Below are 23,882 nucleotides of genomic sequence, written 5' to 3'. Positions count from 1 at the left end.
CCCTATTATCCCGCAAGTGCCGCGAGTTGCGCGGCATTCCTGGCAACCACGCCGGAAAAACCATCGGCAAGAGCGATCTGGCGCGTGGTTTGCGGGTCGTTATCCGTGTCTTTCAGCAGCTCATAGCAGGCAATACCCGCCTGCCTTGCCTTGATGACAGCGGCCGCGCGAGCAAGGAGAAGCGGCGCGCCAGCTCTTGACGCTGCCATATTGAACGCCTGGCTTGCCGTTGCCTGCGTCACGCCTTCACCGTCGAAAATAATGGCTTTCAGCCGGTGCGACACGACTTTCAGCGAGGTGAGCGAGAGAAGGAAAGCCGCATCCTCGCCAAGCTCGGCAACCAGCGCAGTTGATCCCGCCTCGATCCCGTTTCTGGCTTCCGCGACCCGCAGCATCACGTCGAATGTCTGGATATCGGTGGCACCGCCACAGCCGGAAAGCACAAAGCCATGCGGGCGCAGCTTAAGCAGCCGCTCGATCGCGGTCTGGCCAGCCTCGTCATCGGGCCTGCGAACACGAAACAACATGCAGGTTGCCACCGACTGCCCTTGCGTGAGGATCGGCTGTATCTCGCCGGCTGCGCTCACGGTTGCCCAGTCCTTGCGGATATCAAGGATCACCGTCGCAGCCCCGCCCGCATCGATCTGCGGCGGCAGCGCATCCGGCGCTGCGCAAATCATCGGCAGCGCGATTTCGAAGCGGTTAACGGACATGGTGAACCAATCTTAAACCTTTGATCGCTAACGTATGAGGCACCATGATTGTGGCTGGTTGGTGTGTAGTGAGGCGTCGGTGATCATTCAAGCATTTCTTCGTTGGGTCGAAACCGCCAAAACTGGCGATCGGGTTCGGGCGGCGCAGGCTTTGGGCCGTGCCTATGTTGCGGCAGAAATGAATACGCTCGACGTGCATGCAGCTGAAATGGCGATGACATTTCTTCTCGACGATCCCTCACCAAAAGTCCGGTTGGCGCTGGCCGAAGTGGTCGCCGATTGCGCCCGTATTCCCCGCTCGATCATCCTGTCGCTTGCCGAGGACCAACCTGAAACCGCCTACGCCGTCATTTCACGCTCTCCTGTGCTGAACGATATGGACCTTGTCGATCTTGCTGCCAAGGGCACGCCGGAGACCCGTGCGGTCATCGCTGCCCGTCAGGCCATGTCTCGGCCGGTTGCCGCCGCCATCGCTGAAATCGGCGGCGAGGAGGAGGTTTTGATCCTGCTCGAAAACGAACAGGCGCGGTTCTCCTGCCGGACGTTGAAGCGCCTGAGCGACCGGCTCGGCCATCTCTGGTCGGTCCGCAACACCCTGCTTGACCGTGACGATCTGCCGGCCGATGCGCGCCATGCGCTGGTTGAGAAGGTCGGGGCGGCCCTGTCCGGGTTTGGTCTCGTGCAGGCCGCAATTGGCGAACGCCGGGTCGAGCGCATTACCCGCGAAGCCTGCGACAAGGCTGCCGTCGGCATGGCAGGGGCTGCGCAGGCGGATCAGATCCCCAATCTGGTGGAGCACCTTCGGGTAACGGGACGGCTGACGCCGGCTTTCCTTTTGAACGCGCTGTGTTCCGGCAAGATCGATTTTTTCGCAGCCGCCATCGTCAACCTGTCTGCGGTCGCCGATAAGCGGGTTCGCTCGATCCTGTCTGACGGCCGCATCCATGCTATTCGTGCCTTGTTTGAAAGTGCAGGCCTTGGCCGTGACGTCAGCACCCTCTTTGCAGAGGCCGTATTGATCTGGCGTAAGGAAAACCGGGTCGGTTCACCGGGCGTGACATCAACAATTTCCGCCGTCTTGCTGTCGAAACTGCGCGGTAGAAACTATGTCTCTGAGGCATCCGGTGGTCTTGCTGATCTGATCGAGAAGCTGACCATTGCCGAGCAGCGCCAGACCGCCCGCGACTATGCGCAGCTTGCAGCACGAGAAGCTGCCTGACCTTTTAGGCACCCGCGCTTCCTGTTGCCCGACCATGCTGACAATCGGCCTTTGACACAGGGTCCCAAACTTACCATGTAGCGTGTGGATATTAGAGCGGTAGGTTGCAGGGGTAGAGCCGTGAATAACGATAGGACAAGACCAGTCGCTGTAACCGGCATAGGCGGTTTTCTCGGCCGTCATGTTGCCGCGCATTTGTTGTCGGCTGGCTACGAGGTTCGTGGAACCATTCGGTCAATGCAAAAGGCGGAGGCCATCGAGGCGGCGATCCGCTCTGTTGATGACGCAGCTCAAGGAAAGCTCTCCTTCGTTGTTGCTGATCTCACGGCTGATGCGGGATGGGATATTGCCTTTGCAGGGGGCAGCCATGTCATTCATACCGCATCGCCCTTTCCTTCGCGTACTCCCAAGCACGAGGATGACCTTATTCTTCCCGCTCGCGAGGGAACGTTGCGTGTCCTGCGGGCCGCAAAAAATGCCGGGGTCAAACGCGTGGTGCTGACGTCCTCGATCGCTGCCATCAGCTATGGTCCGGGCATAGCGCCTTTTACGGAAGCCGACTGGACTGATGTCAACGGGCGGCTTGCCACCCCCTATTACAAGTCAAAGACGCTCGCCGAGCGCGCTGCCTGGGACTTTGCGCGCGAACATGGCCTTGAGCTGGCCGTCGTCAATCCGGGGATGATCCTCGGACCTATCCTTGGCACGGAAACCGGCACATCGGTTGGCCTCGTGCAAAGCCTGTTGAAGGGCCGTTATCCCGCCATGCCGGATTTCAGCGTGCCTGTTGTCGATGTGCGCGATGCTGCAGAGGCCCATGTTCTTGCCATGACGGCCGCTACTGCTGCTGGCGAGCGTTTCATCATTGCCGAGGAGGCGCTATCGATCAGCGATATCGTTAAGGTCCTGAAACGGGACTTCCCGGCTTATCGGAAAAAAATGCCGAAATTCGTTCTGCCCAACTGGCTGGCAGGAATTGCGTCGCGCTTCGATCCTGGTCTGAAACTGATTGTCGGCGAACTGGGCCGCGACGCGCGCGTGTCGAACGACAAGGCGAAGCGTTTGCTGGGCTGGAAGCCTCGTTCAGGGGACGAGGCAATCCGTGCCAGTGCGGAAAGCCTGATCGCAGCCGGGCTGGTATAGGCCTATTCGGTGAATTTCCGCGCCACCCAGGAATAGCCATCCTCGATATAGTGGACGGGCTTGGTCACGGCGTTGCGCAGCGCCGACGCGTCGGGCAGGGCTCCGGTGATCATAGCCAGGGTCCGGCGGGGCAGGTTCGGTTGTTTCTGTTCGGTGGTGGGCGGTGCGGGTACGGTGTCCTGCGTGACGGCAGGCGTCTGATCGAGCGCCGTTTGGTTGGTCGGTGCGGGTGCCGGATCCTTGGCATTGGCCATATTGTCACCGGATGTTTCGCAGACTGCGACGATCACCGGGTAGTTGACGTTGGAGAATTTTGGCAATTGTTTCTGCGATTCCGCATCGCATAGGGCAATCGTCTGCCAGGTGCCGTTGACCGTCGAGACGTAGTGGCATTGGCTGACACCGTCGTCGCAGCCGAGAATTGTCATGACGATCAGGGCAGGAACCATTGTGGATGTTTCTCCAAGTCGGTGAAGATGTGGCTCGCTAGGAAGCGATTCTGTATTCTCTGAACTAAAAGTCCGTTTGCTCCGGAAGTAAGGCGAAATGGGAAACGGTTGAAAACAATTTGTTTCTGCCGGTTGCGCCGGGTGAGAGACGATTGTCGAGCATTGCGAGATTTGGCGTCTGTCGTTTTCTGCGCTGTGCGTTAGTGTTGACCTTGAGCGGCATGAATCGACCTGTGAGGGAATAACGCCAAGTGACTCTGACCATTGAAAAAGAACCGCCACGCCAAGCGGGTGTCCTACACCTGCTCGACCAATCAGACGCCTATGCACAGTCGCTTTATCCGGCAGAAAGCAATCACCTGGTCGATATCTCGACGCTGGAGAAACCATCCGTTTCCTTCTTTGTCGCCCGCCACGAAGGACAAGTCGTCGGTTGTTGTGCGCTGGTGGATTCAGGCGATGGCAGCGCCGAGATCAAGCGCATGTTCGTTGATCCGCAGGCACGCGGCCTGAAGATCGGCCGCAAGTTGCTGGAGCATCTCGAAGGTCACGGCCGCGATGCGGGGCTTTCGGCGATCCGGCTTGAGACCGGCATCTATCAACCGGAGGCGATCGGTCTCTATAAGACTGCTGGTTATGTCGAGATTGGGCCGTTCGGTTCCTATCAACCGGACCCGTTCAGCCTCTTCATGGAAAAGGCAATCGCCTGACGCAAGGCGAACTCCCCGAGAGGAAAAGCGTTTCCGCTCCGTGAGTTGGAGCGGAAAGCTGAATCAATTCAACAACGTGTTGAATCGGCCCGTGAAGGTCCTGAACTAGATATCCAGGTTATCTGCAAACACGGCGCGTTCCTGGATGAAGCGGAAGCGGGCGTCGGCCTTGGTGCCCATCAGGTTGTCGACGGCTTCGCGCGTGCCTTCGAAATCCACCTCGTCGATGGCGACCTTCAGCAGCGTCCGCTTGGAAGGATCCATCGTGGTTTCCTTCAGCTGCGCCGGCATCATTTCGCCAAGGCCCTTGAAGCGGCCGATCTCGACCTTGCCGCGGCCGTTGAATTCCGTCTCCATCAGTTCCACCCGATGAGCGTCGTCGCGGGCGTAGAGTGTCCTCGCGCCCTGGGTAATGCGGTAGAGCGGCGGCACGGCCAGATAGAGATGGCCGCCCCGGACGAGATCCGGCATTTCCTGATAGAAAAAGGTGATGAGCAGCGAGGCGATATGGGCGCCATCGACGTCGGCATCGGTCATGACGATGACGCGCTCGTAACGCAGGTCTTCCTCGCGATACTTGCTGCGCGTGCCGCAGCCAAGCGCCTGGATGAGGTCGCTGATCTGCTGGTTGGCGCCGAGCTTTTCACGCCCGGCGCTGGCAACGTTGAGGATCTTGCCGCGAAGCGGCAGGATTGCCTGGTTAGAGCGGTTGCGCGCCTGCTTGGCCGAACCACCGGCCGAGTCGCCTTCGACGATGAACAGTTCGGCACCCTCGGCCGAGTTCTGCGAGCAGTCGGCAAGCTTGCCCGGCAGGCGCAGCTTGCGGACCGCCGATTTGCGGGTGACTTCTTTTTCCTTGCGGCGGCGCACCCGTTCGTCGGCGCGCTCGATTACCCATTCCAGGAGCTTGTGGGCTTCCTGCGGGTTGTCGGCGAGGAAGTGGTCGAAGGGATCGCGCAGGGCATTTTCGACGATGCGCTGGGCCTCGACCGTCGCCAGCTTGTCCTTGGTCTGGCCGACGAATTCCGGTTCGCGGATGAACACCGACAACATGCCAGCCGCGGAAATCATCACGTCTTCTGTGGTGACGATAGCGGCGCGCTTGTTCTGCGTCAGTTCCGCATAGGCTTTCAGGCCCTTGGTCAGGGCGATACGGAAGCCGGCTTCGTGCGTGCCGCCTTCGGGGGTCGGGATGGTGTTGCAGTAGGAATGCACGATGCTGTCGCCGCCATACCAGGTGACGGCCCATTCCATTGCGCCATGGCCGCCGGTCTTTTCGGTCTTGCCGGCAAAGATTTCGCGGGTGACGGTGAATTCCTTGCCCATCGTCGCCTGAAGATAGTCTTTCAGACCGCCGGGGAAGTGGAACACGGCCTTGTCAGGCGTATCTGTGCCTTCGATCAGCGAGGGATCGCAGGACCAGCGGATTTCAACGCCGCCGAACAGATAGGCTTTCGAGCGCGCCATGCGAAACAGCCGGGCCGGATCGAATTTTGCGTGCGAGCCAAAAATCTCCGGGTCTGGATGGAATTTGACCTTGGTGCCGCGCCGGTTCTGGATATCGCCCAGTTCCTCCAGCCCGCCCTGCGGAATGCCCCGCGAAAACCGCTGGCGATAGAGCTTGCGGTTACGGGCAACCTCGACTTCGAGAATGTCCGAGAGAGCGTTGACGACCGAGACGCCGACGCCGTGTAGACCGCCGGATGTTTCATAGACCTTGCTGTCGAACTTGCCGCCCGCATGTAGGATGGTCATGATCACTTCGAGCGTCGACTTGCCCGGAAATTTCGGATGGTTCTCGACCGGAATGCCGCGGCCGTTATCGGTGACAGACAGGCAGCCTTCGGCATCGAGATGGACGTCGATGAAATTGGCGTGGCCGGCAACCGCTTCGTCCATCGAGTTGTCGATGACTTCGGCAAACAGATGGTGCAGCGCCTTTTCGTCGGTACCACCGATATACATGCCCGGACGCCGGCGCACCGGCTCCAGGCCTTCAAGGACTTCGATGGTCGACGCATTGTAATCGCCGGTATCGGCCTTCAGCGTGGTGGACGCGCCGCTGCGCTGCTCCGCCATGGGAGAGGCGGCGGGCGTAGCAACAACCGGCTTCGGCACGACGGGATCCGTCGCAGGCTTGGGTACCAGGGGCATTGCTGAAAAGAGATCGTTGCTGTCGGTCATAGTCTGTTTTGATGTCTTTCCGTGGTGGCGGCTTCAGACCCGGCCCGGAGTGCGGACTTGGTCGTCATGCTGGGCCGTCATGAATGTCTGCACGAATCGCCGGAATTCTGCCAAATTCTTGGCGCGAGAGCGACCAGGCCATATGGCTCAGTCGGCGCGCGCCGATACGCTGCCTTCAATAGCCCCAACTGTTGCGTTGCGGAAGGTCTGATGGCAAGGCTTGGATCAAACGAGGAACATTCAGGATGCACCTGTCCACAGCTCATTTGGTCTTTCGCGTTCTTTTGGGCTGTGCCGTCGGCACCGCTCTGGCTTTGCCACTGCAGGCCGCACCGCTGAAGCCATTCAAGGACGAGCTGTTTTCCTACGGAATTGTGCTTGAGACTGCGGATGACGGTGATTACCGCGTCGTAGACTACCAGAAAATGCGCGATCTCCACGCCCGCGATCAGGAACCGGAGCGCCGGGTAAAACGTGCCTATGTGTCGCTCGGCGTCAAGCGTGAGCAGGTCAATGAGACGATCGATACCGGTAACCGGCCACTTGATGTGATGCGCGTCGGCGCCGCGGCCGGTGCGGCATTCACAGTCATTTTCATCCATGGCCGGGGCGGCGACAGGCGGTTGGGTGCCAATGACTGGTCGTTCGGCGGCAATTTCAACCGGCTGAAGAACCTCGCTGTCGACAATGGCGGTGTTTATTATGCACCGAGCATGCGCTCGTTTGATGATGCGGGCGTTGCGGATATCGCGGGATTGATCGCCTATGCCCGGCAGCAATCACCGGACAGGCCGGTCGTGCTTGCCTGCGCCTCGATGGGTAGCTTCATCTGCTGGGGCCTCACCCGCAATCCGCAGGCGGTTGGTGCTCTCAAGGGCATGATGATCATGGGAGGCCCGACCGACCCGGCCTTCAGCAAGAGTGCCGCCTACAAAAAGAAGCTACCGATCTTCTTCAGCCATGGCAGTGATGACACCGTCTATGCCGCAGCCGGTCAGATTGCGTTCTACCGTTCCTTGAAGAAAGCGAATTATCCCAGCCGCTTCGTCCTGTTCCAGACCGGGTCGCATGGAACCCCCGTTCGCATGACCGATTGGCGCGATGCGTTGAACTGGATCGGACTTGATTGAAGCTCCTAATATATCCGGGATTTGTTAACCAACGCAGCAATTTGAAACTCTAACGCGAGCGCTGTTTGCACTTTAGAAAGCTGATCATGGGACTGTCCCGGGTATATATTCTTGGGGTTTGATCTTATGGATGCTCGAACAGAAACGCGGCATATTCCGCTGTGCGTCGATCTTGATGGCACATTGCTTGCTGCTGACACGCTCTGGGAGGGCGTGGCGATCATTCTTTTGCGCAATCCGCTGATGTTGTTTGCAGTGCTTGTCTGGATGTCGAAGGGCAAGGCACGGCTGAAATACGAAGTTGCTGCGCGCTCCGGACGGCAGGCGGCCGACTGGCCTTATCGCGAGGCGGTGCTCAAGCGTCTGACGCGCGAGCGCGAAACCGGCCGGCAGATCATCCTTGTTACCGGCGCCGCCGAAAGCGTGGCACTCGGGGTTGCTGCCCATACCGGCGCTTTTTCGTCTGTCCTGCACAGCACCACGGACATCAACCTTACCAGCCGCCGCAAGCGGGAAAAGCTGATCGAACAGTTCGGCGAGGGCGGTTTTGACTATATGGGCAACAGCCGCGATGACGTGCCGGTGTTTGACGCAGCGCGCAAGGCGATTGTCGTGGCGCCGGATGCCGCCGCCGAGAAATGGCGCCGGGCGCATGATGCCGAGCGGCTTGATCTCGGCAAGGCCTCTCGTTTTGCAGCCTTGAAATCGATCCGCGTGCATCAATGGGCAAAGAACGTGCTGATCGGCGTGCCGATGATCCTCAATCATGACATTCTGCACATGGATGCGGTGGTCAATGTCATCCTCGCGTTCTTTGCCTTCAGTTTTCTTGCCTCTGCCGTCTATGTGGTCAACGACCTGTCGGATCTCACCAACGACCGGCGCCATCCCAAGAAACGCAACCGGCCGCTGGCCAGCGGCCAGATGTCGGTGCCGATGGGCCTGATGATGGCGCTGTGCCTACTGGTGGCTTCGCTGTCGCTGACGGCTGTGCTGCCTTCTGATTTCGCCCTTGTACTCGGCTTCTATGCCCTGGCGACGACGGCTTATACGTTTGTACTCAAGCGCAAGCTGCTGGTTGATGTCTTCACGCTGGCAGGGCTTTACACGGTTCGCATCATCGCCGGTGCAGCGGCGACCGGCACAGAACTTTCCTTCTGGCTGCTGTCGTTCTCGATCTTCTTTTTCCTTAGCCTGGCGCTGGTCAAACGCTATGTCGAACTCGACGAGTATGATGGCCGTGACGGCAACCAGGTGCCCGGGCGCGGCTATCTGGCCGTCGATTTCGAAATGGTCGGGCAGGCAGGCGTCTCTTCTGCGTTCGCTGCCGCGCTGGTTCTGGCGCTCTATATCCACAGCAAGGAAATGCAGGAGATGTACACGCTGGACTGGGCGCTCTGGCCGCTTTGCCCTCTGGTGCTCTACATGCTGCTGCGCATCTGGATGCTGGCGCGCCGTGGCATGCTGCATGAGGATCCGGTGGTGTTCATCATGCGCGACTGGCGCAGCCTTGTGACCATGGCGATCGGCGCAGGGTTTGTGCTCGCCGGTGCTATGGGAACGCCATGACCGCCGCTGAATTTGACAGCTGGGGCCGGATTGATTGCCGCGCCCGGCAGTCCGTATCGCCCGATGCCTACGAGAACCTCCGTGAAAATGTGGCACCTGGCGCCTTCCTGCCGTTCGGCAACGGAAGATCCTATGGCGATAGCTGCCACAATGATCACGGCAGGCTGATCGAAAGCCGGGTGCGCACTCGTATCATCGGGTTTGATCCGGGAACCGGGATCATCTCCTGCGACGCAGGCGTAACGCTTCGCGCCATTCTCGAAACGGCGATCCCGCACCGGTTTTTCCTGCCGGTGACGCCGGGAACGGCTTCGGTCACCGTCGCCGGTGCTGTCGCTAACGACGTTCACGGCAAGAACCATCACGCACGCGGCACGTTCGGCAAGCATGTGCTCAGTCTGACATTGTTGCGGTCGAACGGCGAAGTGCTGACGTGCTCGCCAGCGGAAAACCGTGATTTGTTCTTTGCCACCATCGCCGGCATGGGCCTGACGGGATTGATTGTGTCGGTTGATCTGCAGCTGATGAAGGTGCCGTCAGCCCACATCCAGCAGCACGCCATCCGTTTCGACAGTCTGGACGAATATTTCGGTATGGTCGAAACCGTTGACGGCGAGCATGAATATTCCGTCGCGTGGATCGATCAGTTGGCGACCGGAAAACGCACGGGCAGGGGCGTTCTTCTTGCTGGCGACCATGCCGATGCTTCCTGCGAGTTTCCCGACATGCCGCGTGCAAGGCGGTTGGCTGTGCCGTTTGCGCCGCCGTTTAATCTCCTGAACACGCTCACGCTGAAGGCGTTCAACGAGCTGTATTTCCGTAAGGAAAAGCCGGGTGAAACGGTCAAGACAGTCAAGTGGCCGGGTTACTTCCACCCGCTGGATGCCATCGGCAACTGGAACCGGCTGTATGGCCCCAAGGGCCTCTACCAGCACCAGAGTGTCTATCCGTCAGAGAACGCGCCGGAGCTGACGGCACAGCTGCTGGAGACCGCCCGCAAGGCTGGCCACGCCTCCTTCCTCACCGTTTTGAAAAAGTTCGGGGAGCAGACATCCGGCGGACTTTTATCCTTTCCGAGGCCTGGTTTTACACTGACGCTGGATTTCGCCAATCAGGGTGAAGAGACCCTTAAGCTCCTCAACCGTCTGGACGCCATGGTTGTCGAGGCTGGCGGTGCCATCAATCCCTACAAGGATGCCCGGATGAGCCCGCAAACCTTTGATTTCTCGTTCCCGCAATGGCGCAAGCTGGAAGCACTACGTGATCCGGCAATGGTCTCGAATTTCTGGAAGCGGACGGCTTTGGCTTTGCCAAAATGAGAATACGAACAATTTGAATTAAATAAACGCGGGAATTTCACGGAATATACGGCTCTTGCCTGTAGGTATTGCGACGGGAATAGGGGATTTTAACATGAAGTATATCGTATTCATTCTCTTCACCGTGATTACCAACGCTGCGGCACAAGTCATGCTCAAACAAGGCATGCTGTCGCTCGGACCGTTGAGCTTCACGGCTGATACTTTCATTGCCCGCATTTTCCAGGTGGTTTTCAACCCCTGGGTTTTCGCCGGACTTGCGACCTTCGTCATTTCGATGGTGTCGCATCTTTACGTATTGTCGAAGGTGGAACTTTCCTTCGCCTATCCATTTCTGAGCCTTGCCTATGTGGCAGTGGCCGTCTTTGCCTATTTCGTCTTCCACGAGGATCTGAACGCCTGGCGCATCGCCGGCATTGGCTTCATCTGCGTCGGAACCATTCTCATCGCCCAGTCCGGCATGTCCTCGCACGAGGAGCAGCCTTCGCTTGAAGCAGCGGGCGCAAAAACAGCAAAAATCGGGAGTGCATCATGAAACATATCATTTTCGGCGGTGACGGTTTCGTCGGTCGTCATCTCGCAGAGCGTTTGGTCCAGGACGGTGAAGAGGTTCTCGTTGCCGATATAGCCAAGTCCGACCTGCCACATTACGCCCGTGCCCGTTTTGTCCATTGCGACGTCACCAACGCCGATGATGTGATGAAGGTCGAGATCGGCCCGGACGACATGGTCTACAACATGGCGGCCAAGATGCTGTCGCCGTTGCAGGTGCGCTCCAAGCGCTGGCAGTTCTTCTGGCCGGTCAACTATTACGGCGCTGAAAACATCATGAAGGCGACGGCAAAGTCCGGCGCCAACCGGCTGGTGCAGTTCACCACCGATATGATCTACGGGCATACGGTGATGTCGCCGCAAACCGAGGCGCATCCGGCGAAGCCCTTGGGTGAATACGGCAAGTCGAAATGGGCAACCGAGCAGCTCGCCGCCGAATGGCGCAAGCAGGGCATGAACATCTCGATCTTCCGGCCGCGCCTGATCATCGGCCCTGGCCGCCTCGGCATCCTGGAAAAGCTGTTCAAGCTGATCGACGCCAACCTGCCGGTGCCGATGATCGGTTCGGGCAAGAATCCGTACCAGTTCATCTCGGTGTTCGATTGCGCCGAAGCTGCGCGTCTTGCCTGGAAGGGCGGCGTACCGAACGAGGCCTACAATCTCGGCTCCGACAATCCGCCCTCGGTGAAAAAGCTGCTCGGCGACCTGATCGTCCATGCCGGTTCGAAATCGTTCCTTTTACCGACACCGGGCTTTGCGGTGAAGGCGACGCTGGCTGCCTTCGATTTCGTCAACATGCCGATCATGGATCCGGAACAGTACCTGATCGCCGACGAGATGTGCATTCGCGAAACCGGCAAGCTCAAGAAGGAGCTTGGCTGGAAGGCGCAGTACAATGACGGCGCCATGCTGATCGCAGCCTATGACGAATACCGCGCCAAGAAAGCCGGTAAGCTTTTCGCACAGACAACCGCCGTACCGGCCGAATGAACCAGGGGATCAGGACAATGCTCGACAAAACGCAATCTGTCGCCATCGACGCGCCCGCCCTTTCAGGCGGCATCAGCAAGCCCAACCTCCTGACGGTTGAACAGGCCAAGGATATGAGCGTCGCCGACATGACGACGCTGTTCAAGGAGCACCTGAATCCGGGGCAGCTTCACTTCATGAAGCTGCTCGGTTTCAACAAGATAAAGATCGAGACGGCCGAGGGTATGTATTACGTCGACCAGAATGGTCGAAAGATTCTCGACTTTTTCGGTGGTTTCGGTTCGTTGGCGCTCGGCCACAACCATCAGCGCCTGATATCCGCGCGAAAACAGTTCCAGGACGAGAATCGCCACGAGATCGGTATCGCCTTCATGTCGCAATATGCTGCGGCACTCGCCAAGAACCTCGCCGAGATCGCGCCGGGCGACCTCGACATGGTGTTCCTCGGCTCCTCCGGCTCGGAGGCCATGGAAGCTGCCATCAAGCTTGCCGAGCGCGTTGCCGGCCCGAAGCGGCCGCGCATCGTCTATGCCGAGAACTCCTTCCACGGCAAGACGCGCGGTGTATTGTCGATCACCGACGGTCCACTTTATCGCGGCGAGTTCAAGCTGCTTGAAAACAACGTCAAGGTTCCCTTCGGCGAGATTGAGGCGATCCGCCGTGCTTTCGAGAGCGATCCGACGATCGGCGTCCTCGTGCTGGAAACCATTCAGGGCGGCGGCGGCATCAACATCGCACCGCCAGAGTTCTGGCAGGAAGTTCGCGCGCTCTGCAACAAGCACGGCGTCATCTGGGTGGCTGATGAGGTGCAGTGCGGCGTCGGCCGGTCCGGCCGCTTCTTCGCCTTCGAATATGCCAACGTGGTGCCTGATATCACCGCGGTCGCCAAGTCGCTCGGCGGTGGCAAGACGGCCATGGCCGCGATGATCGCCCGCCGCGAAATCTACATGAAGGCCTATGGCACGCCGAAGACTGCGATGATCCATGCCCATGCCACGTTCGGCGGCATCGGCGAGGCCTGCATTACGGCGATCGAGACTTTGAACGTTCTCTATGACGAGGACCTGATCGAGAACTCAGCCGTGCAGGGCGAGTACCTGTTGGAACGCCTTACCACGCTGAAGGAAAAATATCCGAAGATCATCAAGGACGTGCGCGGGCAGGGCCTGATGATCGGCCTTGAGTTCCAGGATTTCAGCCAGACGTTGCCGCTCGTGCTGCGGCCGGTGGTGGCGGTGTTGGACGACAAGTTGAAGGGCTCGCTGTCGGGCTTCATCGGCGCGCTACTGCTGCGCGACTACGATACGCTGGTGGCGTTCACGGAGTATAACCGTAACGTCATCCGGCTTTTGCCGCCGCTGATCTGCGAGCGCCAGCATGTCGACCAGCTCTGCGACGCCCTCGATGACCTGCTTGGCCGCGGTATCATCCGCATCGTCAAGGATTTCGTCGGCAGCCAGTTCGGCTGATCGAAGCGTTGAACTCGAGAAAGGGGTACGGTGCCGCATGCGCCGTGCCTTTTTTGATTCCGCCGTCAGGGCGGCGCTCTGCCAATTGGCGTATCGAAGTGAAGTGCCTCCGAGCTTGCCTTGGGCGAGACGTGATAACATCGTTATCCGCTTTGCGCCCTATTGTGGTTCATCGCCTACTTGACATATCCCAGCCTACCAACTCGGTACGAAAGCAAGATAACGGGCAGAATGAAACTAACCGCCGCTCATATTTTCCTCGTATGCGTTTTGACAGTCTATCCGCTGAATGTTGTGCCGCCTGCTTGGACGCTTGGGACACCACGGGTGCTGGAGAGGCCCCAACTGATTGCATGGGCGTCACTCGCCGGGTTCATCGATGGATGCGATTACGCCGTTTATCGGCTTTCATTGAGCATGACGGAAAAAGTTCGCACGATAGGCTTGAAAGCCTTTGAAGGACCCAACGCGAAACCGATCAGCAATTCCGAGCGTAATCCGTATAGCAAGTGGGCCCAGACCCCTGTGCCACTGGACGAACCAGTCTATGCGCTCAACAGTGGCGGTTGTAATGGCCCAGGCTATAGCTTCGATCTGCAAAAGGTGGCTGGTGGCAACACATCCTATTTCAGCCTATCTCGTAATCATGAAGGCATCTGGCTAGTTGATACCGTCGAGGGCATTGTTGTATTCAGCTATTCCGGCTAGCGCGGCCTTACGCTCCATGCAGCGAGTGCACGGAATACAAACTTGCAATATCCGATTTCGGCGTATTCTGGTCAGCACGGCGCGGCGGTTTATTTGGACCATAATCGGCCTCCCACTTCGCGGCATTCAACATCTTCTCGCGGGCTCATGCTTCCCGCCGGGATAGCTTCAGTCCGGCCACAATGGAGACTGCGGATGGGCATAAAGCCAATCGGTCAATCTACTGTTTCAGCGTCGAAATCTCGACCCGGCGATTGCGGCCGTCTTCGGGATCGGCCGGAAAGAGCAGGGCGGTTTCGCCGAAGGCGCGCAGGACGAGCCGCCGAGGATCGATCTGGTAATGCGCCAGCAGATACTGCGTCGCCGATGCGGCTCGCGCCCGGCTGAGATCGAGATTGTCTGCATCGCTGCCGGCCGCATCCGTATGGCCGCCGATGACGAACCGGTAGGATTTAAGGTCGCTGGATTGCAGCGCCATGCCAACATTGTCGAGAAGGCGCTCTGCCTGCGGTGTCAGTTCGGCTGAGCCGAAGCGAAAGTTGACGGCGAGATTGACCGTCGCTGCGAGCGTGTCGCCATAGCTGTTGACCTGCTCCAGGTCCTTGGCGCCGACGATCTTCAATCCGCGCGTTTTTTCCCTTTGCACCAGCACGGGATTGAGCGAGCGGACCAGAAGGTCCGGCGTTGCCGTGGTCAATACGTCCTGTGCGCTTGCGGCGACCGGAAGCAGGCCGAGGCTGAAAACCAGAGATTTGAAAAAGCATACCACATGCATCCGCCCCGGGTTCCCAAGCCATGAAATAAGTGAAGAACAAGCAATGCAGGCAAGAGTAGAATTGCATCCATACGCCGTCAATTCCCAGACAGGGAGCGGCGACGTCAAGCCATCTTGGGCCTTGAGCGGCTGGCTGACCTGTTCCCGCAGGAACAGTCTGCGGACATTGGAAGGGCGCAGCCCGGCGGTATCGTGAAGACTAGTGTTTTTGCCCGTTCACCATCATGTCGAACTGCACGATGTTGGAATAGATCGGTATTCCCACCGACATGTCATAGCGGGTGCGGTAGACGCCACCTTGAATGTGAAAGCCGATGATCCGCTTGTTCCATTTGGTCAGCGTCGCGTCAAAATGTTCGGTTCTGGTCGTGCCCTTGGCCGTGAGATTGCCTTCGATGTCGGCGGTGTCTTCACCGGTACGGGTGATCTTCGTCGAGCGGAAGATGATCTTCGGATAGTTCGTGGTGTCGAACACGGCGGTGGAGCGCAGGAAACTCTCGATACGTGGCTCGCCGGTCTGGACCGTTTCCGGAAAGAGCGCAAATTCCACCACGGATTTGCCGATGTCACCGCTATCCAGCTGGAACGTGCCAGAGAATTTTGTGAATTTTCCGGAAATGCCACCGCCACCGCCGACCTGGCCGACTTTGAAATTGATCTGCGAGGATCCATCGATGTCGTAGCGGCCGGCTGCGTCATCCAATGTCGGCGCCTTGGCCTGAGAGGCGGATGCGGGCAGTACGAAGCCTGCGAGTGTTATCCATGTGGCGGTGATTGTCGTGAAGTGTGCGGACATTGTTACGATCCTTCCCGATGCTTGGTTGGCGCTCGGTAAGACGCACGATGGGTGAGGAATATTCCTAGCCATTCTGTCGCCTGTTGCGCAGCATGCGGACAAGCACCGCATCGTGCCGGATGAAATGATGGTGCAGGGCCGCACCGGCATGCAGCAGGACAAGCGCGGCCAGACTATAGGCGAGGACTGCATGGGCGGTTGTCCACAAGGCCTCGGCGAGGGCGGATTTCTCCAGCGGCAGATGCGGGATGACGACGATATTGAAATAGAAGCTCGGAATGTCCAGCGTCGAGGTCGAGGCAAGCGCCCAGCCGGTGACCGGCACCGCGAGCGTCAGGCAAAGCAGCAGGATATGAACGAGAAAGCTTGCATGTCTTTCGCGGGCCGAAAGCCCGGCCACGGGCGCCGGATGCTTTCCGGCAAGCCACCAGAGGACCCGGATGACGCAAAAGCCAAGCGCGGTGAACCCGAACGACTTGTGCCACTGGAACAGGTCGAATTGCAGCACCGGGTCGATGCCCGGCCGGGCCATGGCGTAACCGAGCACCAGTAGCCCGGCGATCAGAATGGCAATCGTCCAGTGAAGAAGGATGGTCACCCATCCGAACGCGTCCAGCCCGTTGCGCAGCATCACTGATCTCCGACTGTCAAAAGCTCTGTCGAATCATCGCTCTTTCCGCATGGCCGAACAAGCCGTGTGTCCTTCACGGTTTCGATACAGGAGCTTGGGATATCAGGCGCAGCATGGGTGCCGTGTTCGCCGGCGTGCTTTTCTTTGTCCGGCTTATTTGCTAGGGCCTTTGCCGGGAAAAGGACAATGCCCTTAAGGAGACGACATGACGCCCGACGTAAAACCGCTTGTTGCCGGAAACTGGAAAATGAATGGTTTGCGGGCTTCGCTCGATCAGATCAAGGCGATGGCGGAAGGCGTCAAGGGCGGTCTGTCCGCAAAGGTCGAAACGCTGATCTGCCCACCGGCGACGCTGCTCTATGTGGCAACGGCGCTGTGCGACGACAGCCCGCTTCTGATCGGTGCGCAGGATTGTCATGACAAGGTTTCCGGCGCCCATACCGGCGATGTCTCGGCTGAAATGATCGCCGATTGCTTCGGCACCCACGTGATCGTCGGCCATTCCGAGCGCCGCACCGACCATAAGGAAACGGATGCACTCGTTCGGGCAAAGGCCGAGGCTGCCTATGCCGCCGACCTGATCGCCATCATCTGCATCGGTGAAACCGGTGACGAGCGCAAGGCAGGCCAGACGTTGGACGTGCTGAAGCGCCAGCTGGCAGGCTCCATTCCGAATAGTGCGACTGCTGAAAACACCGTTATTGCCTATGAGCCGGTCTGGGCGATCGGCACCGGCCTGACGCCGACCGCAGCGGACGTCGAGGAGGCGCATGCCTTCCAGCGTTCCGAACTGGTCGCACGCTTCGGCCCGGCCGGCGCCAAGATGCGCATTCTCTACGGCGGTTCGGTCAAGCCGGGTAACGCAAAGGAATTGATGGGCATTGCCAATGTCGATGGTGCTCTGATCGGCGGAGCAAGCTTGAAAGCCGACGACTTCCTCGCCATTTACCGGGCGTATGAAGAATTGACGGCTTGATGCCAGCGATTGGCGCTAAGCCGTCCTTTAGGTTTCTGTCCGCCGATCCTTGGTATTAAGTCCATGGAGAGACGGGCAGGGGCTTTTAATGCGCGGTGGCTTGGTATATGCAGCCGCCAACACTAATCTTTTCCGCTTGGAGCGGACGTCGAAACTTGCGTTGCAATTTCGCTGCGTCTCCTATGACGGACGATCACTCGATCGCGTGTCAGGTCTTCGGCTTTTGTGAAGCCGGACTGAGCGTGATCTAAGGCAGGACTGGACAAAATGCAGACCGTATTGCTTGTCATCTATCTCATGGTTGTTCTGGCGCTGATCGGCGTCGTGCTGATTCAGCGTTCCGAAGGCGGCGGCCTCGGCATCGGCGGCGGTTCGGGCTTCATGTCTGCCCGTGGTACAGCCAATGCTTTGACCCGTACCACCGCGATCCTCGCAGCCCTGTTCTTTGTTCTGGCGCTCGGCATGGGCATTCTGGCCCGCTACCAGCCGAATGCGACCGACGTTCTCGACCGGATCCCCGGCACGACCAACAACGGCAAGGGCGTGCTTGATTCGCTCGGTGGTGGCACGACGCCGCCAGCTGGCGAGACGCCTGCGCAGACACCGGCGCAGTCCGGCGCCAATACACAGACGCCTGCGACCACCACGCCGGCGACGACACAGACACCTGCCACGCAGACCCCTGCGACGACCGAGACAAAGCCGGCAACATCCGGTTCGGACGTTCCAAGCGGCCAGTAAGGCCGGAAGCAGATATAATCGCCGGCGGAAGCCAGTCTTCCGCCGGTTTTCTTTTGTTTGAATTTTGCCACCTGAACTTTTTGAACGGAAAAATTCTGAAAGATGAATTTTTCGGTGGCGGAATCATTTTTGAAACGGTATCCGGTGAAGCCCATGGCGCGATATGTATTCATCACTGGCGGCGTGGTTTCGTCCCTTGGTAAAGGGATCGCCGCAGCTGCTCTCGGAGCGTTGCTGCAGGCCCGGGGTTACCGGGTGCGGATTCGCAAACTTGACCCCTATCTGAACGTCGATCCGGGCACCATGAGCCCGACGCAGCACGGCGAAGTGTTCGTGACGGATGACGGCGCGGAGACGGACCTCGATCTCGGTCACTACGAGCGCTTTACCGGCCGCTCGGCGACCAAGACCGACAACATTACCACCGGCCGCATCTACAAGAACATCATCGACAAGGAACGCCGCGGCGACTACCTCGGCGCGACCGTTCAGGTCATTCCGCATGTCACCAACGAGATCAAGAATTTTGTCACCGAAGGTAATGACGATTTCGATTTCGTCATCTGCGAAATCGGCGGCACCGTCGGCGACATCGAAGCGATGCCGTTTATGGAGGCGATCCGCCAGCTGAAGAATGATCTTCCGCGTGGTACCGCGATCTATCTCCACCTGACGCTGATGCCATATATCGCTGCGGCCGGCGAGTTGAAGACCAAGCCAACCCAGCATTCCGTCAAGGAACTGCAGGCGCTCGGCATTCATCCCGATATCCTGCTGGTGCGCGCCGACCGCGAAATCCCGGAAGCCGAACGCCGCAAGCTGTCGTTGTTCTGCAACGTTCGTGCGTCTGCCGTTATTCAGGCACTGGACGTGGCTTCGATTTATGACGTGCCGATCGCCTATCACCGCGAAGGCCTCGACAACGAGGTCTTGGCCGCCTTCGGTATTGAACCGGCACCGGCGCCCCGTATCGAGAACTGGCTTGAAGTCGCCAACCGTATCGGCACGCCGGAGGGCGAAGTCACCATCGCTATCGTCGGCAAGTACACCGGCCTCAAGGATGCTTACAAGTCGCTGATCGAGGCGCTCTACCACGGTGGCATTGCCAACCGGATCAAGGTGAAGCTCGAATGGATCGAGGCGGAGGTCTTCGAAAAGGAAGATCCGTCGCCTTATCTCGAAAAGGTCAACGGCATTCTCGTTCCCGGCGGTTTTGGCGAACGCGGTTCCGAGGGCAAGATCCAGGCTGTGCGGTTTGCCCGCGAGCGCAAGGTACCGTATTTCGGCATCTGCTTCGGCATGCAGATGGCGGTCGTTGAAGCGGCCCGCAATCTCGCCGGCATCGAAAAGGCCTCGTCGACCGAATTCGGCAAGACCGAAGAGCCGGTCGTTGGCCTGATGACGGAATGGGTCAAGGGCAATGCGCTGGAGAAGCGCGCAGCGTCGGGCGATCTCGGTGGTACCATGCGTCTTGGCGCCTACAAGGCGAGCCTGAAGAAGGGCACCAAGATCGCCGATATCTACGGTTCGACCGAGATTTCCGAGCGCCACCGTCACCGTTACGAGGTGAATGTCGATTACAAGGATCGGCTGGAAGCCTGCGGTTTGGAATTCTCCGGCATGTCGCCGGACGGTATCCTGCCGGAAACCGTCGAATACCCGGATCACCCGTGGTTCATCGGCGTCCAGTACCACCCGGAACTGAAGAGCCGCCCACTCGACCCGCACCCGCTGTTTGCCAGCTTCATCGAAGCCGCAGTCGAGCAGAGCCGACTGGTTTAGGAACGAGGTGGTCCCATCCGGTCCACTTTGAAAGCCAAATATTTCTAGCTGCAAAAACACCCGCAAAAGCCACGCTTTGCGGGTGTTTCCATGTCGAAGACGTCTCAAATTTCCGGTAAGATGAAGTTTGTCGTGAAGTTTAGCTGTTGCGCGACAAAAATGCGAAACTTTGCCGGGAAGCTGGTACAGGTCGAAGCTGATCCCTTCTTGTTGCACGCGGCCCATGACATCCTCCATCAGCTTTCGCGAACGCATTGCCCTCTATGCTCTTCTGACCTCGCTGACTTCGCTCAGCATCGACGCATTGTTGCCTGGGTTACGCCAGATCAGCGAGGATGTTGGTACCGCGCCCCCGCTTTCCACTCAGCACGTCATATCGCTCTTCATTTTCGGTATGGCGTTCGGTGAATTGCTCCTGGGGCCACTGTCCGATGCGATGGGGCGGAAAAAGGCGCTCGTGCTCGGCCTCGGCGTCTATATGGCCGGAACAATCACGGCCATGTTGGCCGGATCGCTCGAAATGGTGATCCTTGGCCGGTTTCTTCAGGGCCTTGGCGTGTCCGGCCCGAAGATCGCAACGCGCGCCATGATCCGTGATCAGTTCGAGGGCGAAGCGATGGCGCGTGTGATGTCCCTGATGTTCACGCTCTTCATTCTCGTGCCAATGCTGGCCCCTGCCTTGGCACAGGGATTGATTTCGTTCGCCGGGTGGCGATCGGTCTTCGGCGTCTATCTTGTGATGGCGGTGTTGCTTGGCCTTTGGCTGGCGATGCGGCAACCCGAAACACTGCCTGCCGAAAAACGCATACCCTTCCGGCCGAAGCTGCTGTTTTTGAACGGCCGGCGTATCCTGTCAAAACGCCGGGTAGTGTTGCTGATTATTGCGACCGGTATCGTGTTCGGTGCGCAGCTTCTCTATCTCAGCACGGCGGCCGATCTGTTCTTTGACGCCTATGGAATCAAGGACACCTTCCCTCTCTATTTTGCGATGCTGGCCACGGGCGTGGGACTTTCTTCCTTTCTCAATGCAGAGCTCGTGCTGCGGTTTGGGATGGATACCATGGCGCGTACCGCCTTCATGGGATTGGCATCGACCGGTCTTCTGATGCTGCTCGCATCCGTGCTCTGGGGCGGCCTTCTGCCGCTTGCCGCGTTGATGGTGTTCTGTTTCTCAGCCTTCTTCGCCATTGGCATATTGTTCGGCAATCTCAATGCCATGGCGATGCGTTCTCTTGGACAGGTTGCGGGCCTGGGCGCATCACTGATCGCGTCGGGATCGAGCCTCATCGCCACCCTGTTCGCTATCGGAATCGGTCATTTCTACGATGGTATGACCACGTACCTGGCAGCAGGTTATTGTATCGCAGGTGTCAGCGCGCTCATTCTGGCGGAACTGGCAATGCAGGGCGACCCTTCGCCAGTCGAAGCGGCTCGCTAGGTAGCAGACGGCGACTATCTGACGGCTTTCATTTCACGGCAGACACCGTGCGGGGGCGCTTCCTGATGTCTTGGGTTTCCGGTTTTCGCCTTTACATCGCGCCCTTCGGCGCTAGGTCGCTGGAATGGCTTTTGTAAAGGCGCGCATCATTTCCTCCAATGGAAGCCGGCTGCGCACCTGAGGAAGGAATGTATGATGACGGATGCTGCCGGCACGGAAACACACAGGACTTTGCAGGCAGAAGTCCCGGTCAGCGCAACGCTTCATGTCTGGTTGAAGGCGGTCACGCCGGATGCACCGGGGACAATGGCCTTCATGCTCGGTGGCGACAAGATCGGCGAGGTTTCGGTCAGCAATGCGGAGGAATATGTCTTCCGCACCTTCATCGCCACAAGCGGTGGCGACCTTGCCTGCATCTATGACACCGCGACCACAGCGGTTTCCGTCGCTTATTTTTTCAACGCAGCCGAGGTGGTGGAAAAGGGCATTACGGTGATGCACACCAGTGCCGCCAATGCGCCGGCCCCCGTGCCGCACGGCTATCACTTCCGCCCGCCGTTCGGCTGGATGAACGATCCCAATGGTTTTGGCCGGTTTGCCGGGCGACCACACCTGTTCTATCAGCATTATTCCCACGGTCTTCGCTGGAACACGATGCACTGGGGACATGCGGTGTCGGAGGATTACGTCCACTGGCATCACATGCCGATCTTCCTGTTTCCCTCCGAAGACCTGACCGCACGCCCGGATCGGCGGGGCGGGGCCTTTTCTGGTTCCGCCATTCCGATCGACAATGAGGGTGGCATCCGCGTCTTCTTCACCGAGCAGGTGATCGACCGCACGCCCGAAACCCAAGTGCAATTGACCGCTACCTCTCACAACATCATCACTGCCAGCGAGGCGCAGGTTATCTTGCCCAGTCGGCCAGCGGGCCTCGGCCTGACGCTCGATTTTCGCGATCCTTACGTGGTCAAAGGGCCGGATGGACTGTGGAAAATGGTGCTCGGCAGCCTTAGCCAGCAGGGCGGTGTCATTCTTCTCTACGAGACGGACGATCCGGCAGCCGCCGATGGCTGGCGTTTCACTGGTACGCTGCTTCTGGAGGAACGGTTCGGCACGGCGGTGATCGAATGCCCCTGCCTCTTGCCGCTCGATGGTCCGGCCGCCGATCCACAGACTCGTTGGGGGCTGATCTATGGGCTTATGAACAGCACGCACGCCGATACCGGACGCAAGAACTTGACGCTGATTGCCGTCGGTCATTTCGATGGCGTTCGTTTCCAGACGGACTTTGAGCAGGAACTGGACTTCGCCACCGACAATTATGCATTTCAGGCCTTCGTCGACGACGGTATACCGGTCGGCATCGGCTGGCTCGCCAACTGGGCGGATGTCTCCCACACGATCGATTTTCCAACGGCGATGACGTTGCCACGCAACCTGCGTCTTCACGATGGCGCTATCCTGACGCCACCGGTTGCGGCGGTTGACAGCATACGCAATGGGGTGATCGACGATACTAGGCTTGTGGCGGGCGAAACTGTCCGGCTCGAGAACGGCGCGGTCGAAATCGTTCTGGACTTGTCGTGGCCTGGCGCATCCTTCGTTCTCCATTTCGATCATCCGGACGTCGATCTGGCGCTGCAACTCGATGCGGAGGGGTTGTCGATCCTCTACGCCCTGCCGGGGGCGGCGCCCGGTCCGCGTTATATCGCGCGCGGTGCGCGGCCTTCCACCCTGCGGATTTTCCTCGACGCAGGCTCCCTCGAAGTCTTCGCCGATCATGGCCGGTGGGCAGGAACAAAGCGGATCGAAGGGTTTGAACCGGTCCGCTCGGTGCGTCTTGACGCGGCGCAAGGTTACGTAACGTCAGGCAGAATTTTTGCATTGAAATTATAGAGTTTTTCGGCGTGAGGGCGCACTAGGGCAGGGGTCGATTTATCTAAAAACCGATCTTTAACGTTTACCGGTTAGTAATCTCTCTGAAAGTGAGAGATCTGAAGCGATGCGTATTGCGTTTATCGTCGCCCTTCTGCTGCTGGCTGGCTGTGCGAGTGCCCCTAGAGACACACGGAACGCCTGCGCGATTTTCGAGCAGCGCGACGGCTGGTTCAACAATTGGCAGCGCGCCGCAAACCACGCCGAGCGCGAATATGGCGTTCCCGTGCATATCCTTATGGCGACGATTTACACCGAATCCGGCTTCCGCCCGAATGCCCGGCCGCCGCGCACCAAACTGTTCGGGTTCATCCCCTGGAAGCGGCAATCGACGGCCTATGGTTTCTCGCAGGCGCTGAATGGCACGTGGTCAGAATACAAACGCTCGACCGGAAACCTGATGGCGCGGCGGACGAAATTCTCCGACGCTATCCATTTCGTCGCCTGGTACCACAATAAAAACAGCCGGAAGAACGGTATCGCCCGCAACGATGCCTACAATCTCTATCTGGCTTATTATCTTGGGGATGCCGGCTACAGAAAGGGCGGCTGGCGCGGCAATACCCAGTTGCAGAAAGCCGCCCAGCGCTCAGCAAACATCGCCAATTCCTATGCCAAGCAGTTGCGTTCCTGCAACTGATCCGAATGCC

At 58.8% G+C, this 23,882-nt stretch carries 22 protein-coding genes; 16 read left to right on the top strand and 6 right to left on the bottom strand.

All coding sequences use genetic code 11. The features are described from left to right. Nucleotides 1-5: 5 nt before the first annotated feature. The gene (locus R6X40_RS07320) at nt 6-713 is read right to left on the bottom strand and encodes a hypothetical protein (protein WP_318412244.1); all 708 of its coding nucleotides are present in this window, start codon (nt 711-713) and stop codon (nt 6-8) included. 79 nt (nt 714-792) lie between these two features. Between R6X40_RS07320 and R6X40_RS07315 the strand changes: the two genes are divergently transcribed. Next, nucleotides 793-1,932, top strand: a complete 1,140-nt coding sequence (locus R6X40_RS07315) for a DUF2336 domain-containing protein (protein ID WP_318412242.1) — start codon at nt 793-795, stop codon at nt 1,930-1,932. 84 nt (nt 1,933-2,016) lie between these two features. Further along, nucleotides 2,017-3,075, top strand: a complete 1,059-nt coding sequence (locus tag R6X40_RS07310; RefSeq protein WP_318412240.1) for an aldehyde reductase — start codon at nt 2,017-2,019, stop codon at nt 3,073-3,075. 2 nt (nt 3,076-3,077) lie between these two features. On the opposite strand, the gene R6X40_RS07305 is transcribed toward R6X40_RS07310, so the two are convergent. Beyond that, nucleotides 3,078-3,524 (bottom strand): hypothetical protein, encoded by a 447-nt coding sequence (locus tag R6X40_RS07305; RefSeq protein WP_318412238.1) that lies wholly within the window; start codon nt 3,522-3,524, stop codon nt 3,078-3,080. Nucleotides 3,525-3,775: 251 nt separating this feature from the next. Between R6X40_RS07305 and R6X40_RS07300 the strand changes: the two genes are divergently transcribed. Then, entirely contained in the window at nt 3,776-4,234 is a 459-nt protein-coding gene (locus tag R6X40_RS07300) for a GNAT family N-acetyltransferase (RefSeq protein WP_318412236.1), read from the top strand. Between the two features lie 105 nt (nt 4,235-4,339). On the opposite strand, the gene parE is transcribed toward R6X40_RS07300, so the two are convergent. After that, on the bottom strand, nt 4,340-6,313 hold the full coding sequence (gene parE / locus R6X40_RS07295; RefSeq protein ID WP_412178347.1) for a DNA topoisomerase IV subunit B: 1,974 nt from the start codon (nt 6,311-6,313) through the stop codon (nt 4,340-4,342). Nucleotides 6,314-6,663: 350 nt separating this feature from the next. Between parE and R6X40_RS07290 the strand changes: the two genes are divergently transcribed. The 7 genes from R6X40_RS07290 (at nt 6,664) to R6X40_RS07260 (ending at nt 14,155) form a co-directional block, all read left to right on the top strand. Continuing rightward, the gene (locus R6X40_RS07290; protein WP_318412232.1) at nt 6,664-7,548 is read left to right on the top strand and encodes an alpha/beta hydrolase; all 885 of its coding nucleotides are present in this window, start codon (nt 6,664-6,666) and stop codon (nt 7,546-7,548) included. Nucleotides 7,549-7,674: 126 nt separating this feature from the next. Beyond that, a complete protein-coding gene (locus R6X40_RS07285; RefSeq protein WP_318412231.1) occupies nt 7,675-9,117 on the top strand; it encodes a UbiA family prenyltransferase in 1,443 nt (480 codons plus the stop codon). Beyond that, complete coding sequence (locus R6X40_RS07280; RefSeq protein WP_318412229.1) at nt 9,114-10,436, top strand: FAD-binding oxidoreductase; 1,323 nt, start codon at nt 9,114-9,116, stop codon at nt 10,434-10,436. The genes R6X40_RS07285 and R6X40_RS07280 overlap by 4 nt, the downstream gene beginning before the upstream one ends. A 94-nt stretch (nt 10,437-10,530) precedes the next feature. Next, the gene (locus tag R6X40_RS07275; RefSeq protein ID WP_318412227.1) at nt 10,531-10,971 is read left to right on the top strand and encodes a transporter; all 441 of its coding nucleotides are present in this window, start codon (nt 10,531-10,533) and stop codon (nt 10,969-10,971) included. Beyond that, the gene (locus R6X40_RS07270; protein WP_318412225.1) at nt 10,968-11,978 is read left to right on the top strand and encodes an NAD(P)-dependent oxidoreductase; all 1,011 of its coding nucleotides are present in this window, start codon (nt 10,968-10,970) and stop codon (nt 11,976-11,978) included. The genes R6X40_RS07275 and R6X40_RS07270 overlap by 4 nt, the downstream gene beginning before the upstream one ends. Nucleotides 11,979-11,995: 17 nt before the next feature. Continuing rightward, nucleotides 11,996-13,447 carry an aspartate aminotransferase family protein gene (locus R6X40_RS07265; RefSeq protein WP_318412223.1) on the top strand — a complete coding sequence of 484 codons (1,452 nt, stop codon included), beginning with the start codon at nt 11,996-11,998 and terminating at the stop codon, nt 13,445-13,447. A gap of 231 nt (nt 13,448-13,678) precedes the next feature. Then, on the top strand, nt 13,679-14,155 hold the full coding sequence (locus tag R6X40_RS07260; protein WP_318412221.1) for a hypothetical protein: 477 nt from the start codon (nt 13,679-13,681) through the stop codon (nt 14,153-14,155). 220 nt (nt 14,156-14,375) lie between these two features. Here the strand turns inward: R6X40_RS07260 and R6X40_RS07255 are convergent, their stop codons facing one another. From R6X40_RS07255 to R6X40_RS07245, 3 genes are all read right to left on the bottom strand, one after another. Then, nucleotides 14,376-14,924 (bottom strand): OmpA family protein, encoded by a 549-nt coding sequence (locus R6X40_RS07255; protein ID WP_318412219.1) that lies wholly within the window; start codon nt 14,922-14,924, stop codon nt 14,376-14,378. A gap of 205 nt (nt 14,925-15,129) precedes the next feature. After that, nucleotides 15,130-15,726, bottom strand: coding sequence for a YceI family protein (locus R6X40_RS07250; RefSeq protein ID WP_318412217.1), 597 nt, complete (start codon nt 15,724-15,726; stop codon nt 15,130-15,132). Between the two features lie 64 nt (nt 15,727-15,790). Beyond that, nucleotides 15,791-16,357, bottom strand: coding sequence for a cytochrome b (locus R6X40_RS07245; protein ID WP_318412216.1), 567 nt, complete (start codon nt 16,355-16,357; stop codon nt 15,791-15,793). A 205-nt stretch (nt 16,358-16,562) separates the two neighbouring features. Here R6X40_RS07245 and tpiA point away from each other — a divergent pair, with 205 nt between their 5' ends. The 6 genes from tpiA to R6X40_RS07215 all read left to right on the top strand — a co-directional run bounded on the left by tpiA (nt 16,563) and on the right by R6X40_RS07215 (nt 23,872). Beyond that, the gene (tpiA, locus tag R6X40_RS07240) at nt 16,563-17,333 is read left to right on the top strand and encodes a triose-phosphate isomerase (RefSeq protein WP_318412215.1); all 771 of its coding nucleotides are present in this window, start codon (nt 16,563-16,565) and stop codon (nt 17,331-17,333) included. A gap of 267 nt (nt 17,334-17,600) precedes the next feature. After that, the gene (gene secG / locus R6X40_RS07235) at nt 17,601-18,074 is read left to right on the top strand and encodes a preprotein translocase subunit SecG (RefSeq protein WP_318412214.1); all 474 of its coding nucleotides are present in this window, start codon (nt 17,601-17,603) and stop codon (nt 18,072-18,074) included. A 144-nt stretch (nt 18,075-18,218) separates the two neighbouring features. Next, nucleotides 18,219-19,856 carry a CTP synthase gene (locus tag R6X40_RS07230; protein WP_318412389.1) on the top strand — a complete coding sequence of 546 codons (1,638 nt, stop codon included), beginning with the start codon at nt 18,219-18,221 and terminating at the stop codon, nt 19,854-19,856. 223 nt (nt 19,857-20,079) lie between these two features. After that, on the top strand, nt 20,080-21,294 hold the full coding sequence (locus R6X40_RS07225) for a multidrug effflux MFS transporter (RefSeq protein WP_318412212.1): 1,215 nt from the start codon (nt 20,080-20,082) through the stop codon (nt 21,292-21,294). Between the two features lie 192 nt (nt 21,295-21,486). After that, nucleotides 21,487-23,193: a glycoside hydrolase family 32 protein gene (locus R6X40_RS07220; protein ID WP_318412210.1), complete on the top strand. Its 1,707-nt coding sequence runs from the start codon at nt 21,487-21,489 to the stop codon at nt 23,191-23,193. A 106-nt stretch (nt 23,194-23,299) separates the two neighbouring features. After that, nucleotides 23,300-23,872, top strand: coding sequence for a transglycosylase SLT domain-containing protein (locus tag R6X40_RS07215; RefSeq protein ID WP_318412208.1), 573 nt, complete (start codon nt 23,300-23,302; stop codon nt 23,870-23,872). Nucleotides 23,873-23,882: the final 10 nt, after the last annotated feature.

Origin of the sequence: Rhizobium sp. PL01 (assembly GCF_033447125.1) — a bacterium.
Lineage (GTDB): Bacteria > Pseudomonadota > Alphaproteobacteria > Rhizobiales > Rhizobiaceae > Pararhizobium.
Note: the sequence above shows the minus strand (reverse complement) of the source record. Positions and strands in the feature narration are given on the sequence as shown.